12 protein-coding genes are annotated in these 15,124 nt (G+C 39.0%); 9 read left to right on the top strand and 3 right to left on the bottom strand.

Annotated elements, in window-relative coordinates; genetic code table 11:
* Positions 1-6: 6 nt before the first annotated feature.
* Positions 7-1,509, bottom strand: a complete 1,503-nt coding sequence (locus ACK2WI_RS00890) for a PAS domain-containing sensor histidine kinase (protein WP_409149312.1) — start codon at positions 1,507-1,509, stop codon at positions 7-9.
* 750 nt (positions 1,510-2,259) lie between these two features.
* On the opposite strand from ACK2WI_RS00890, the gene ACK2WI_RS00895 reads away from it, so the two are divergent.
* The 4 genes from ACK2WI_RS00895 to ACK2WI_RS00910 are packed head-to-tail and all read left to right on the top strand — an operon-like array spanning position 2,260 to position 7,488.
* The gene (locus tag ACK2WI_RS00895; RefSeq protein WP_312697813.1) at positions 2,260-3,072 is read left to right on the top strand and encodes a hypothetical protein; all 813 of its coding nucleotides are present in this window, start codon (positions 2,260-2,262) and stop codon (positions 3,070-3,072) included.
* A 4-nt stretch (positions 3,073-3,076) separates the two neighbouring features.
* A complete protein-coding gene (locus tag ACK2WI_RS00900; protein ID WP_409149315.1) occupies positions 3,077-4,180 on the top strand; it encodes a ThiF family adenylyltransferase in 1,104 nt (367 codons plus the stop codon).
* Between the two features lie 10 nt (positions 4,181-4,190).
* On the top strand, positions 4,191-6,350 hold the full coding sequence (locus ACK2WI_RS00905; protein WP_409149317.1) for a 7TM diverse intracellular signaling domain-containing protein: 2,160 nt from the start codon (positions 4,191-4,193) through the stop codon (positions 6,348-6,350).
* A gap of 49 nt (positions 6,351-6,399) precedes the next feature.
* Complete coding sequence (locus tag ACK2WI_RS00910) at positions 6,400-7,488, top strand: hybrid sensor histidine kinase/response regulator (RefSeq protein ID WP_093095526.1); 1,089 nt, start codon at positions 6,400-6,402, stop codon at positions 7,486-7,488.
* Between the two features lie 11 nt (positions 7,489-7,499).
* Here ACK2WI_RS00910 and ACK2WI_RS00915 read toward each other — a convergent pair whose 3' ends face one another.
* Both ACK2WI_RS00915 and ACK2WI_RS00920 read right to left on the bottom strand, forming a co-directional pair.
* The gene (locus tag ACK2WI_RS00915) at positions 7,500-7,967 is read right to left on the bottom strand and encodes a response regulator (RefSeq protein WP_093095527.1); all 468 of its coding nucleotides are present in this window, start codon (positions 7,965-7,967) and stop codon (positions 7,500-7,502) included.
* A gap of 103 nt (positions 7,968-8,070) precedes the next feature.
* Positions 8,071-9,345: a DUF2264 domain-containing protein gene (locus tag ACK2WI_RS00920; RefSeq protein ID WP_409149319.1), complete on the bottom strand. Its 1,275-nt coding sequence runs from the start codon at positions 9,343-9,345 to the stop codon at positions 8,071-8,073.
* Between the two features lie 141 nt (positions 9,346-9,486).
* Here ACK2WI_RS00920 and ACK2WI_RS00925 point away from each other — a divergent pair, with 141 nt between their 5' ends.
* The 5 genes from ACK2WI_RS00925 to ACK2WI_RS00945 all read left to right on the top strand — a co-directional run bounded on the left by ACK2WI_RS00925 (position 9,487) and on the right by ACK2WI_RS00945 (position 14,919).
* Positions 9,487-10,356, top strand: a complete 870-nt coding sequence (locus ACK2WI_RS00925; RefSeq protein ID WP_409149321.1) for a helix-turn-helix domain-containing protein — start codon at positions 9,487-9,489, stop codon at positions 10,354-10,356.
* 167 nt (positions 10,357-10,523) lie between these two features.
* Complete coding sequence (locus ACK2WI_RS00930; RefSeq protein ID WP_409149323.1) at positions 10,524-12,026, top strand: acyl-CoA dehydrogenase family protein; 1,503 nt, start codon at positions 10,524-10,526, stop codon at positions 12,024-12,026.
* A gap of 343 nt (positions 12,027-12,369) precedes the next feature.
* On the top strand, positions 12,370-13,509 hold the full coding sequence (locus ACK2WI_RS00935) for an NAD(P)-binding domain-containing protein (protein ID WP_409149325.1): 1,140 nt from the start codon (positions 12,370-12,372) through the stop codon (positions 13,507-13,509).
* A 40-nt stretch (positions 13,510-13,549) separates the two neighbouring features.
* Positions 13,550-14,761, top strand: a complete 1,212-nt coding sequence (locus tag ACK2WI_RS00940; protein WP_409149327.1) for an MFS transporter — start codon at positions 13,550-13,552, stop codon at positions 14,759-14,761.
* On the top strand, positions 14,746-14,919 hold the full coding sequence (locus tag ACK2WI_RS00945; RefSeq protein WP_409149329.1) for a hypothetical protein: 174 nt from the start codon (positions 14,746-14,748) through the stop codon (positions 14,917-14,919). Before ACK2WI_RS00940 ends, ACK2WI_RS00945 begins: the two co-directional genes overlap by 16 nt.
* Positions 14,920-15,124 lie beyond the last annotated feature (205 nt).

The raw sequence follows: 15,124 nt of genomic DNA on the forward strand, positions 1-15,124 counted from the left end.
AATCCGTTAATTTTCAATGGGTAAATGTATGCTAACTTGATTCCCGAAATCAACATTTTTTGAGATATTTATGTTTCCTCCAAAACTTTGGATCTGTTGCTTCGCTAGATGCAAATCTAATAGGGAATTTTCATCAATATCCTCTTCTGTTGATGCTAAATCCTTATCGATTCCAAAACAACGCTGTGATTCACAGTCATTCTCAATTTTTATCTCCACGAAACCTTCTCTCTTTTCGGTCCTAATTTTGATCGTGACTTTCTTCTCAGAATGGTTTAATTTCAGGCTTTCATTGATCAAGTAATTGATAATATGGTAGATGTATATAGCAGGGAAAGCTATTTCTATTACTTCAAAATGGCAGTCCAAATAAAGTTCATTGCTGTCGATTTTTGATTGAAATTGATTAATCAAATACTGGCATATTTCATCCATATTTGAGGTTAGGAAAAGAGTATCATTAGAATTTTGAATCTCAAGAGTTTGAATCAGTTTATCAAACAGTTTTAAGAACTTCGAATTGCTCTTTTTCAATAGATTAATCAATACTTGCCTTTCGAGTTCGTCCGTTTCAATAGCAAGCTGATTGATGATCATATCGATATTGCTGATGGGTGTCCGCAGGTTATGCGTTAAGATCTGATTGTAGGCTTCCAATTGATTAACCCGAACTTTCAGTTCGTAATTTCTTTTTGCAAGCAATTCATTCTGCTGGTTAAGCTTGATTTCATTGTTTTTAAAAAGCGATAGGTCTTGGATTTGACACAGAAAATAAACCAACTTTCCGGTCATATCCAATACAGAGGAAATATTGATCAAGCAATAAAACGACTTATCTTCTTTCGCGATACAACGTGCTTCTATGATTGCTTTTTCCTTCTCACCTGACTTTACGGCTTTTGTGGCTGCGGTCACCAAATCGATGGATTCTTCATGGATAAACTCTGATATAGGTTTTTCCAGCATTTCTTCCGCAATGGAGTAGCCTAATATGCTTTGCAATTCCTGATTGTACTCCATGACCTTCAGGGAGCGGTTTAAAAGTAGCATCCCGATAGAAGAATTCTTGAAAGCACGGTTGAATTTTTCCTCCTTGATTCGCATTTCTGCTTCAAGCCTTTGTTCTCTTGTTATGTTGGTCACCACCACTGTTAAGCGGTCGGTCTTATTGCTGATGATCTTGGTCTTCAGCTTAAACCATTGGTCCGGATTGGACTGGTAGGGAGATTTGTATTTCAGTACATATCCTGTCCTTTTTTTGAAGGATTTGTTTAAGATGAATAGGAGGGTTTCCGAGAACTCTTTGGGAAAAAGGTCAGCGATGGATTTATTGATGATAAAGTCCTTCTCATAAAACAATTGTTCTGGAGTCGACGTCCAGCAATTTAGGATCACCCCATCATCCCTGATTTCAAAAATGATATCATCAATAGAGGATACTAAGGAATCAAAATCTTCCAGTTTCTGTTTCAATTGTTTTAATTCATCCGACACTTTTGGAAGCTTCATATTGATAATAATGGTCAGCTTACTGTGCTGAAAATGATAAATAGATAGTGTTTTCTGTTAATACTTTCCGGCTTGCAAGAATATTGATTCTCGAAATGAAGTAAAGGTAAAGAAATTTTTGTTCCTATTTTAATGAAAAATTCCTAAAATCGATACAGGATGGTTAAAATTTTATTAAATAAAATTAAAAAAAGTGCTAACTTGCTCCTGTTAACCTAAGTGCATTTTTGTACTGTAACACTTACTATTAATAAATACGAATAATAAATCTGAATCATGGGTAATTCGTTCTTAATTAGAGGTTTTGTGATTTAATTAGCTCTGAAATCTGTAATCGAAAGACCAGGAAAGGATTGAAATTAGTGCATGGCAAAATGGATTATTGTGTAGAAAGTAGGATGCTAAAATGTTTCTTGGATATAAGATATTAAAATAGGTTTAATATAATTAACTAATCAATATTGAAATATGTCTTTTTTAAAACCAAGATGATGCTACCTTTGCGACGCAAAAATTATTAATTCAGTTTGTTTAAGCATGGAAAAACCAAACCAAATGTATCTAGGGACAATCTTTTGTTCTGGCGATATCTATAGAATTAAGGTAATTTTTCAATTAACAATATTGGTTTAATAAAGCCAATGTTACCCATGAATTAACTATTGTGCAGAATTAGCATATAGTCAACTATAGGTAATATTAGCTTTAAAATAAATTTTATTTTATTTATTAAATACAGCCGAAAGAAAAGTGACGTTAATTTTAAAAAATGGTAGACCTGTCGTCAGGTTGAGGGCGTTTAGAGCAATAGATGACCCTGAAACATGTTTACGATTTATCAAAGGGCATGAACATGTGCTAACCTCCATAGGTGTAAAGAAAGTAACCTCATCCAAAGACGAATGGATGTTTAACCCCGCATCTTTTGTTTTGATAGTTGAATCTCTGGATGGCGAAAACGTCTATGGTGGAGCCCGTATCCATGTTGCAGGAGGTACCCAACCCCTCCCAATCGAAGAAGCAACCGGGATGATGGATCCTAAGATTTTTGACTTGGTTTGGTCTTATGCCCAAGAAGGTACAGGCGAGGGTTGTGGACTTTGGAACTCCCGAGAGATTGCTGGCTATGGTATCGGAAGCATATTCCTTACCCGTGCCGCAATTGCAATCGCTCCCCGCATTGGTTTGAAAACATTATTCGCTTTATGCGCTCCATATACGATTAATCTAACGAAAGCGGTAGGATATCGACAGGAATTTGGCGTTGGGAATAACGGTACATTCTACTACCCCAAATTGGATCTCTTGGCCACTACGATGGTTTTGGACGATGTGGTGAATGTTCCCACTGCTTCCGAAGAAGATAGAAACGCCATTCTTGCCCTGCGGGATATGGCTGTAGGACCTCGTATTGAGGTTCTGCGATCGAAGGAGATAGAAATACATTATGACCTAAGCCTCAACGACCTTAAAGGTTGGGACCTCCAAAAAATCATCAATATGGCCAATGGACCACGATCCCAGGATAATGGAAAGAATCCCGATGATATTGTAATACTATAAAACTATGCAAGACAATCACGCTACCTTAAACAACTATTTATATAAACCCCTATTTTTTGACAAATCCAATCCAGCGGATGTAATTGCTATCCAAGAGTTGATCGATAAGCAGGAGATCATTTTTGTATATGATCAATTCGAGAGACAGTTGAGGGATTTATTTGTCTGCCGAAATCCTACTTTTTCGACAAATGAAGAACAATTTCTTGAATTTGTTGGTTTAGTCAGTAATCAACAACCTATGGAAGAGTTGGGTGCCTGGGTCTACTATCCTTGGAGAAAAACCTTAGTGCACATTTTGGAACGTGAAGAATTTATCGAAGTTAGAACAAACCGTAATCAGCTTAAAATATCAAAATCAGAGCAAGAGCTTCTGTCAGCTAAGACTATTGGTATTATCGGCCTTTCCGTTGGTCAATCCGTGGCTATTACGATTGCCATGGAAAGAGGCTGTGGAAAGTTAAAGCTTGCGGATTTTGACGATCTCGATTTAAGCAATTTGAATAGATTGAGAGCACCTATTTTCAGCCTAGGAATGCCTAAGGTTGTATTGGCAGCTAGAGAAATTGCAGAGATCGATCCTTATCTGGAAGTAGAGATCTATCCTGAAGGCATCAAAGAAGAGAACTACCAAGAATTTCTGATAGGAAGTCAAAAGCTTGACCTGCTGATTGAAGTCTGTGATAATTTTGAAGTGAAGGTAGAAAGCAGAATCCGCGCAAGGGAATTTGGTATTCCGGTCATTATGGAAACCAATGACCGCGCCATGTTAGATATCGAGAGATTCGATAAGATTCCTGACTTGAAAATATTCCATGGACTTGTTGGCGATTTTACGGTAGAAGAAATCCATGCTTTGGACAAGAGCGAGAGAATGGGGCTATTGATGAAAATCGTCAATGCTAAGGATCTTTCCGATAGGATGAAACAATCACTTCCAGAACTAGGAAAATCCCTTAAATCTTGGCCACAGCTGGCTTCTGAAGTCGTATTGGGCGGTGGGATTTCCGCTTGGGCTTCCAGGAAACTCTTGCTAGGGCAAGACCTGAAGTCTGGAAGGTATTATGTGGATTTGGAGAAAATATTAAGTGCACACCTTGTTAATTAGAGCATCAGAGATGTCAAGATATTGGTTATTTCCGATTATGGTTTTATGCTGTCTTTTCGGCTTTTCTGCAAAGGCTTCGACAGATACTGTGCTATATTTTAATGGGAGTGATGTTAAGAACATAGGAAAATATTTATCTCTATATGAGGAAAATGGGGAGTCCGTGTCGTTTAAGGATGTTTTGGAGCATCCTGAGCTATTCACCAAATGCGAAACCGATGTCCCAAACTTAGGGATTGTCAAGAAGCCCCATTGGATCAAATTTAAAATCGTCAATAATTCAGATGAAGATCGATTGATAGTGGATCTTTCCCATCCCAACATTGCTGAGGTAAAATTCTATTCTATCATTAATTCTGAAATAGATAGTGTGGGTTATAATCTTAAGCAAGGTTATAGTGATCGGAAATATTCCCATCAATTTTACTTGTTCGACCTGCAGCTCAAGAAAGGGGAGAGTGCTGTCTGTTACATGAAATTGCAGAGCGAAACCCAAGTTATCGTACCGTTATCCATCCATAACCCAGCAGGACTTTTCGATTTCTTGCAAAAGGAGGATGTTTTATCGGCCATTTATATTGGGCTGATGTTGTCCTTGGTATTGTACAATGCCTTTCTGTACGTAGCTACTGGCGAAAAGCATTATCTCACCTATGTCAACTATATCTTTTGGGTCTTTGTGGCACAAATGGCAGTTTTAGGACTGTTTGAAAGAGTTTTTCCAATCCGAAGTGAATGGCTATCTGCTCGATTGTTAACGTTTTCAGGTGCCATGTCCGGCATTGGAGCGATCCTCTTTGTCAAGTCATTCCTGCATACCTCAGTAGAAGCCAAGGGCTTCAATAAATTGCTGAATGTATTCTTGTTGGGCTACTTTTTTGCCATTGTCTTGCTGATCATAGGCTATATCATTCCAGCCTACAGGATCGTGAACTTGGTTGCTGGCGGTGGTGCGGCTATCGTCCTAATCTTTGCCTTTGAATTATCGCGTAGAAAATATAGCCAAACCAAGTTCTTCCTATTCGCATGGTGTATCTTTTTGATCAGCGTTTTGGTCTATGTGCTGAAGGATTATGGCGTATTACCAACTAACGTTTTCACAGCGCGATCCGTTCAGATCGGTTCTGTAATCGAAGCTCTCTTGCTTTCCTTCGCTTTGGCGGATAAGATCAATACCTATCGCAAAGAGATGTTGGAATTGCAGGTACGTGAATTGGCAATTTCCCAAGAAAACGAAAAGCTGATCCGAGAGCAGAATGTGATTTTGGAACAGAAGGTCCGTGAAAGAACGGAGGAACTCCAAGAGTCCAATAAATCGCTTAGCCTCACGCTATCCAACCTGAAAGATGCCCAGGCGCAACTGGTGGAATCCGAAAAAATGGCTTCCCTAGGTCAGTTGACCGCCGGTGTGGCGCATGAGATCAATAACCCGATCAACTTTGTCACTTCCAATGTTTCGCCGCTCCGTAGGGACGTGAACATACTTTGGGATATTATTGACCAGGTTGAAATGATCGCTTTGAATAATGATCTGCAACCTGCGGAGAAGCAAGAGAAAATCCAGAACATCAAAAATATCAACGATGTCGATTACCTGAAATCAGAAATTAATTTCTTGTTGAAAGGTATACAAGAAGGAGCAGAGCGTACGGCAGAGATCGTTCGCAGCTTAAGGATTTTTTCCAGGATCGATGAGGACACCCTGAAGCGGGCAGACTTGAATGAATGCTTGGATTCAACCTTGGTAATCTTGAATCCAATGACCAAGGAACGAATTAAGATTCTAAAAAAATACCATAGCATCCCCATGGTGGAGTGCTATGCGGGCAAGTTGAACCAAGTCTTTATGAATATCCTATCCAATGCCATCTATGCAGTGGAAAAGAAATTCAATGGAAAAATAGGCGGGGAAATCAAAATCGAAACAAAATTAAATGACGATTTGTCAAAAGTAATAATCAGTATTATGGACAATGGTACGGGGATCCCTCCAGAGGTCATCGGACGTATCTTTGAACCATTTTTTACAACGAAGGATGTTGGCGAAGGGACAGGTCTAGGGATGTCAATTGCTTATAAAACAATTGAAAGACATAATGGAAAAATTGGTTTGCAATCCACAGTAGGAGAGGGAACTACTTTTGAAATCCACTTGCCAATCAAACAATAAGGTAAAGATTAGATTAAAGGTTTTTTAGGTCACACTAAAAGGTAATAGTATGGATAAGAATTTTGAGGTGTTGTACATAGATGATGAGTACAATAATTTGGTAGGATTTAAAGCAGCATTGAGGTTTCACTATGATATTCATATTGCAAGCAATACTACAGATGCAGAAAATATTTTAATGACCAATCCCAATATCAGGGTGATTTTTTGTGACCAAAAGATGCCCGGTGAAAATGGGATTGATTTCTTCAGCAGGATCAAAAAGGAGTTTCCGAAACCTATGCGGATCCTGATCACGGCTTTTGCCGATATGGATACGGTTATTGACTCCATTAACCGAGGCCATATCTTCAGGTTTATCAAAAAACCATGGGAGGAGGCTGAGATTATTTCTTGTATTGAGGAGGCTAATAAGTTCTATGTAACGAACTCTTTGTTGGATATGCGCAATATGGAGCTTCAGAAAGCTTATGAAGAGCTTGATAAGTTTGCTTACAGCGTTAGCCATGATTTGCGCGATCCATTGGCAGGAGTCTTGGGAGCTATCCGTATCGCATTGGATTTCAAGAGTGTGGAACAGGTTCATGAAATCTTGAACCTGATGAAAACTTCCATTGTGAAACTCGAAGATTATATCAATAGCCTACGTGACTATTACCTATTGAGAAGGGGTGAACTCAATCTTTCAAAAATTGATTTCAATTCTATTTTTGAAGATATCCTCGACTTTTACAAGATGTACAGCCAGAATTCAGGTGTAGAGATCAGTTTTGAAGTGGACCAAGAAAATACATTCATCAACGATAAGTCAATCTTAGAATTGATCTTACATAACTTGGTGTCCAATGCGATAAAATATCAAAAGTTAGACTCCTTGGACAAATGGGTGAAATTGAAAGCAGAGACTGAAAACGGACATGCAAAGATTACAGTAACGGATAATGGTATTGGGATTTCAGAATCTTCGATCAACGATATTTTCAGGTTGTTTTTCCGCGCAAGCGATCAAGCTGAAGGAATGGGCTTTGGATTGTACAATGTGAAGACTGCGGTCCAGAAGTTAAAAGGTGGTATTGAGGTGGATTCAGCACCTGAGAACGGATCTAAATTTGTTGTGACTATTCCTTCCAAGGAATAGTCATCGCCATTTTAGGAAAGAAGCTTTTGACGAAGTAAAAATTCCAACTGCTCGTTTGAGATTTCCAGCTTGGATTTTTGGTCGATGATGTTTTTCTTGTTTTGGTAGATTTCGAAAGCTCTAGCGATTGTTTCGGTCAATTCCTCTTCGCTCCATGGTTTGTTCAGGTAATGGAAGATCTTACCCTTGTTAATAGCATCAACCACAGCACCCATATCGGTATAACCGGTCAATAGGATTCGCATCGGATCAGGTTTTATTTCAATTACCTTTTCTAAGAATTCCACTCCGGTCATTTCGGGCATTCGCTGGTCAGTAATAATGATTTGGATATCATTTTTGCTAATAATATCCAATGCTTCAGCACCCGTTAAGGCAGTAAATACATTGTATTTAAACCTAAACGTGGCTTTAAAAGAAAATAAATTGTTCTCTTCATCATCCAAATACAACACATTAATTTTATTTTCTATGTTCATTACTTTCTTTCTTGAAAAACTGTTTCAAAATTAGTAATTATTTGTGGTCCATAATAATTGATTTGAATATAATGAGAAAATTGGACTTTTTTTCAGATTTAAATTAATATTTTACTTGATAATCTTTTGGGAACTTTTTCCCTGAAAAAGCCCGCTGAGAGGTCAGTTCTTCACTTGCTGCGGTCCAAAATTCATCATCTGCCGGTAAGCCTAAAGGTAAGAAAGATAATGTTGCCTCATATAATGATCCCGTATTGGTATATGTATCAGCAATATTCCCCTGTTCTTTAGAAGTAAATCCTAAAATCAACCAGCCGTATTGGTCATAAAGATCATGCTTGTAAATATTTTTCAGAATGGCAGTCAGTCCATTTCTGATCTGTCCGTAAGAAAGATTTTCAGGAAGTTTCTTGTCCAGTGCGACTTGTGCCAAGGGTTGGAAAGCCCCATTTCTATAGGTTGAACTTCTCCCGATTATTGGAAAATATCCTTCTGGCGAAATCATCCTTTCCAAATGATGTGCATAGCGCTGCATTCTTTTGTATGCCCGATCATACTTTTCTTGGTAATCTCCAGCCTTAAGGTTATGCTTCAAGGTTTCGACCAACATGCAATGTATGATATAGCCATTGTAATGATCAAAGGCGAACTTGCTGCCGTCGGAATACCAACCATCTCCAACATACCAATCTTGGTCAAATTTATTGATGGCTAGATCGATGCTTTCCCGATTCGGTTCCACACCTACTGTATACAAGAAGGTCTCGGTAATAGAAGCGAACAACAACCAGTTGTTCTGCCCTGGCTTGATCCAACGGATATATTTCATTTCCTCTATAACTTGCTGCTTTGTCTTTTCGGGTAAGGGCTCCCATAGGGCTTGCGGTGCCCTTAAAATTCCCAATGCTAAATGTGCGGCATCCACCAAGGTTTGTCCTTCTTTGCCTCGCCAATCAAAATAATCTGCAGAGTTTGGGTCAAAGCCATGTTGAATTCCTAATAAGGCCTGTTCCCTGTATTTTTTTCTGAGCTTTCCTTCCTCTGTATCATCATCTTTCAAGCCTAACCAAGGAGCCATACCAGCCAACAATCGACCAAATGCTTCCAAATAGCCAACTTTCGGGTTTCGGCTATCATAAGATTCGGATACTACCATCGGCATATTTTTCTGGAAGGTGCCCTTGCTGATGTTCTCTAAAATAGGCTGTGCCATTTTACTCAAAATGGAAACCCAATATGCTCTATCATTGTTGGTTGGATCTTGGTTTGTCCCATCGGCGGTGTCTATATCTTTATCACTGGCATAAGCCATGTTTTTTTGCATGGCGAATGCACCTAACATTAATCCTGCAGATTGTATCCAAGTTCTTCTTTTCATAGGTGGGGTTTATTGATGGTTTAGGCCGGTTATTGGACCTTTTCCCTAATTTAACATATTCTGTCTAAAAACTAGCATAAATTGAAAATCGGCATCCTCAATCAATTTTATTAAGTTTGTGATATTGAAATACAATAAGGTATGGAAAAGAATAAAATCAGTGCTGATGAGTTCGTAGAGATGTTTATGGGAGGCAGCCTTAAACACTTGACCTATATACATACTCCGATCAAGATCTTTCCATTGCGCGATATCGCACCTTATCTAAAAACGCCAATTCCACCCATTTTCTTTGGCTATAATCTTCTTATCTACATCAACAAGGGATATTTCAAACATCAGATTGAATCCACCTCATTTATGGTACAGGCACCTTCTGTGCTAATTTCTAATTATGGCAATATTTCTGCCATCGATTCCGTGGATAAATCGGCACAGGGATATTGTGTGTTGATCAAAGAGCAAGCCATGACCTCACTGTTCAGGGAGCAGGAAATCCTCAATATATTCACAATCTCGCCTTTATTGAATCTCAATAAGATAGATGATGTAGAATTAAATCAACTGCTTGACCTTTTGTACAAGGAAATCTATACGGATAAACCCTATAAAGAATACTATGAGAGTATTTTTAAAACGGTGATGTTAAAGATTATTAAGATTTCTGATTCCAATAAAACTTTAGGGAGGCGCCAGGAGATAGCCATATCCTTTAAGCAACTGGTTCATTTACATTATAATAAGGAAAAGTCGGTCAATTTTTATGCTGATATGTTGGCTGTCTCTGTAAACTATTTGAATAGATGTGTTTCCGCAGTGTTCAAGAAATCCTCCAAGCAGCTCATCCTTGAAGTTGCCATTATCCATAGTCAATTAATGCTCTTGGAAACCAATAAAAGCGTGGCCAGCATTGCCTATGAATTGGAGTTTGATGATCCATCTTATTTTACTCGCTTATTCAAAAAGATCGTCGGTATATCACCAACTGAATACCGAAAGACAATAAATTAGCCTATTTTTATTTTCATGCACGATTTGTCCTAAATATAGACGAATTCCTCATAGTGATTTTCTCCATTTCCCTCTAATTTTACAATTGAGTTTTATGATAGCCATTTTGTTTAACTCAAAAGGGCAATCCTATAAATTGCTCAGAATTAATTGTAAATAAAAATAGTATGAACGGAGTTATAGAAAATATAGATTTTGAAAACTATATTTCATCATTCAGAAAACACTTATACCACCTTTTCAGAGAAGAATTTGATTATTCAGCAATCAGTTTGAAACGTGATTTTCCAGCTGAATTCCTTGCGGAGATCATGAAGAAAAAACCTCTGGCGGTGGCTGTTCCTAAACTACATGGAGGAAGAGGAGTATCGGTCAAAGAATGTTTAGGAGTTCTGTCTGCAGCTTCTTATGAATCTTTGGCACTTTCCTTAATGTTCGGTATCAATATCGCTCTATTCTTGGAGCCTGTTGCCAAATACGGGAATTACTCGGTGCAAGAAAGAGTGTTCAAGGAATTTATTGAAAACAATGCAATGGGTGGTCTAATGATCACCGAGAAAGCATACGGTAGCGATGCTTTGAATATGAAAACGGGTTATGAGCAAATCGGTAACTCTTATAAGATCAAAGGTGAAAAGCACTGGCAAGGATTGAGCGGCGCCGCAGATTTCTGGTTGGTTACGGCACGTAAGTTCACCCCAACAGGTGAATTGACCCGCGATATCGACTTCTTTGTGACGGATAACAGTAATCCTGAACAACATATCCCAATGGTCGAGCGCTATAACAACCTTGGATTATATGCCATTCCTTATGGTATCAATCAAATAGACGTTGTCGTTCCAGAAGATCAAAAATTGACTCCAGAAAGCACCGGAATCAAATTGATGTTGGATATGCTTCACCGAAGTAGATTGCAATTTCCAGGTATGGGCCTAGGTTTTATCAAGCGTCTACTTGATGAATCCTTGCAACATTGCCAAAACAGAATTGTTAGCGGAAGTCCATTGATCAACATTGATTCCGTTAAATATCAGATTTCAAGGATCCAAGCAGCCTTTGCTATCTGTTCAGGTATGTGTGCCTATTCAGTAGCGACCAGCGGAATCGAAAATGATCTTTCGGGATTAAGTATTGAAGCCAATACCTTGAAAGCATTGATTACCGATTTGATGCAAGAGTCTGCTCAGATCAGCTTACAATTAGCAGGAGCAAATGGATATCGATTAGATCATATCGCTGGAAGATCAGTGGTTGATAGTCGCCCATTCCAGATTTTCGAAGGATCAAATGAAATGCTATATGCACAGATTGCTGAAGGTATTAGCAAGATGATGCGTAAAGCGAAGGAGGCTAATCTTTATGAATTCTTGAAAAACTATCCAACTGCTAATCTGAGTGCAGCTTATTTCAAGGAGCAATTGAACTTTAATTTAGAAGCTGGAATCAACCAACGTGATATGGTGACCATAGGTCGAATGATCGCTAGAGTAATCAGTTTCCAATTCGTCCTTCAAATGGAAGGCTTCAATGCTGAACTGGTAGAAATCACCCGTCAGCATATCTTGATGGATTTGACCATGTTCCATGGCCAATATATTAGCAAAAACAGCGCTAATCCATTGGTAGAATATGGTTTGAATTCGGATTGGATGAATTTTGTCTCTTAATAACAATTTCAAATACAACAAGGAGAGCTGAGTATATTTACTCAGCTTTTTTTATGTCCAAAAATTTAGATTGGCTTTTTATATTGTTTTTCTATTTAACCTCATTCGAGACATGTTCCGAATTTTTGCATAATGTCTTAAAGGAAGCTAATATACTAACCGAAGCATTCCCGAATATGCCTCGAATGAGTCTCGAAGGAGGTCTATATTATTAGCCATAATTATGTCAGGAAAATCCATGAAAAATACCATTCTTCTAAATCTTTGATATTTTTATTCCATCAAACAAAAAAACTAGCTATAGGTTAAACAATCTATTGAATATTACTATTGTTAAGTAAGTATGGCGAATCAAAGTAAGGCCGGTACTGCGGCTACAACATCTCTTAATGGCAATGGGAAACTGGATGTTTTCTATAAGGTTGATATTGTCGTCATTGGAGCAGGGCAAGCGGGATTATCGGCGGCATATCATCTCAAAAGAGAAGGTATAGAACCGGGAAAGGGATTTGTGGTATTGGACGATGAATTTGGCTCTGGAGGAGCTTGGCAACATCGCTGGGATTCATTGACCTTGAGCAATGTGAATGGAATCAATGATTTGCCAGGAATGGGCTTTTCCGAAGCTGTCAATCGGGATGATAAGGAATTGCGTGCCAATGTGGCCTTACCACAATATTATGAGAAATATGAAAAAACTTTCGGCCTACCTGTAATCCGACCGGTGAATGTACTGGAAGTGACTGAGAGAAATGGAAGGTTTTTGGTCCATACCAATGGATTGCAATTTTCGGCTCGAGGCATTATTAATGCTACTGGTACATGGAAAACTCCACATTGTCCAAAATACCCGGGTTGGGATAAATTTGAGGGCAGGCAGTTGCACACTGGTGAATATAAAAATGCCGAAGAATTTATTGGAAAACATGTCATCATCGTGGGAGGTGGGATTTCAGCGGTCCAATTGTTAGGAGAGCTATCCAAAGTAACCAAAACCACTTGGGTAACTCGTCGACCACCGGATTTTAGGCCCTATGAATTTAACCCGGAATTAGGAAGAGAAGCTGTGGCGATGGTCGATGAAAGGGTACGGATGGGATTGCCTCCAAAATCTGTAGTTTCCGTAACAGGATTGCCGATCACGCCAGCTATTGCGGATATGTTGAAGACAGGCGTTTTGGATAGGAAGCCCATGTTCCAGGAGATTACCACTAAAGGGGTGAAATGGGAGGATGGAACCGAAATGGAAGCTGATGTTATTTTTTGGAATACCGGGTTTCGACATTCCTTGGACCATTTAGATCCTTTAGGTTTAAAAAATGAACAAGGCGGTATTACAATGGGGGGATCATTGGCCACTGAGGTTGTCAAAGATCCAAGGATCCATCTTACGGGATATGGACCTTCCTCTTCGACCATTGGTGCGAATAGGGCAGGGCGTGCAGCCGCAAAAGAATTGATTGCATATTTGAAATTAAAATAGGTGCCGAACAGATACATTTTTTGAGAACTTAACTTTTTATATGACCTTTTCCCGATACGAAGCCCTATTGGTTGCGATGTTGACCATAGTTCAGTTTACCGTTGTGCTAGATTTTGCAGTCATGGCACCATTGGGTGCTGAGTTGATCGATTCCTTGAATATCTCTACCAAACAATTTGGAATTTTAGTTTCCGCCTATGCCCTGAGTGCAGGTGCATCGGGTTTCTTATTGGCTGGTTTTATCGATCGCTTTGATCGGAAAAACATCCTTTTGATGATGTATGTGGGCTTTATTATTGGGACAGTTTTCTGTGCGATTGCACCTTCTTATTATTTTCTTCTGATTTCCAGGATTGTGGCTGGTGTATTTGGAGGTGTTATGTCAGGTATTACCTTTGCGACGGTAACTGATTTTTTTCGGTATGAAGTCCGCGGTAGGGTTATGGGGTTCATTCAGATGGCTTTTTCAGCCAGCCAGATTTTAGGGATTCCTCTAGGACTCTATTTAGCACATATCTGGTCTTGGCATGTTCCGTTTTATTTTATTGTAGGCATAGGTCTCGTCAATATCGCCATGTTATTGAAGTATATGCAACCTATTCCATCCAAAACACTTGAGGGTGAGAAAAGCAGTTATTTCCAAGTGATCAAAAGGGTTTTTACCAATAGAAAGTATTTGGTAGCCTTTTCCACGACCTTTTTCTTATCGACAGGAGGATTTATCCTACAACCATATATAACTCCGCATTTGGTATTCGACCTGAATTATGCGGAAGATCAATTGCCCTATGTTTTTTTCGCAGCGGGTATTGCAACTTTGGTTGGATCACCCTTTTTCGGTAAATTAAGTGATTCTTGGGGAAAGTATAAGTTGTTTGTAACGGGAAGTTTATTGGCGGGAATTTGTGTTATTTGGTTTGTTAACGTTCCGGCAGGCAATTTATTTATGGTTGCAGTGGCATTTAGTTGTATGATGTTGTTCGTGTCCTCTAGGATTATCAGTGCAACAGCAATGATCACCGCGATTCCAGAAGCAAGCGAACGCGGAGCCTTTATGAATATCAATTCTGCCATCCAGCAATCCAGTGGAGGGATTGCATCAATTCTTGGCGGTATAGTTTTGATCGAAAAGGAGGGAAACCAAGGATTTGAGAATTTCCAGTTATTAGGATGGATTACCTTTGCGAGTATTTTGGTCTGTATCTTATTGATGTATAGGGTGAATAAAATTGTGGAATGGAAGTATTTGTAGGTGATTTGACCAAGATCGGGGTTGAACCAGGATTCCCCTCGGCTCCGCTCGGGGTACGGGATGAGAGGATGGACCAAGATTATTGGCGGAATGCCAATCGCCTATATATTTATTCTTCATTTTCCAGTGTCATCCTGAGAAGTAAAAATTTGGGCTAAATTTATCGGAAGGTGATGACAGCAAAGTGGAAGGCAAAAAATGTTTTTTTAATTTTAAAGATATAACCCCTTTTGGGGTTCCATTATTTTAGCTGGCATGGCACGTTAGCCTGGAAGTCGCGCAAAAACGATGTTCGATTAATCGAACATCGTTTTTGCATTAACCCTATATTGTTCGATATCATTGCTAAAATAATACTGCCCT

Origin of the sequence: Sphingobacterium sp. BS-2 (assembly GCF_046161205.1) — a bacterium.
Lineage (GTDB): Bacteria > Bacteroidota > Bacteroidia > Sphingobacteriales > Sphingobacteriaceae > Sphingobacterium > Sphingobacterium mizutaii.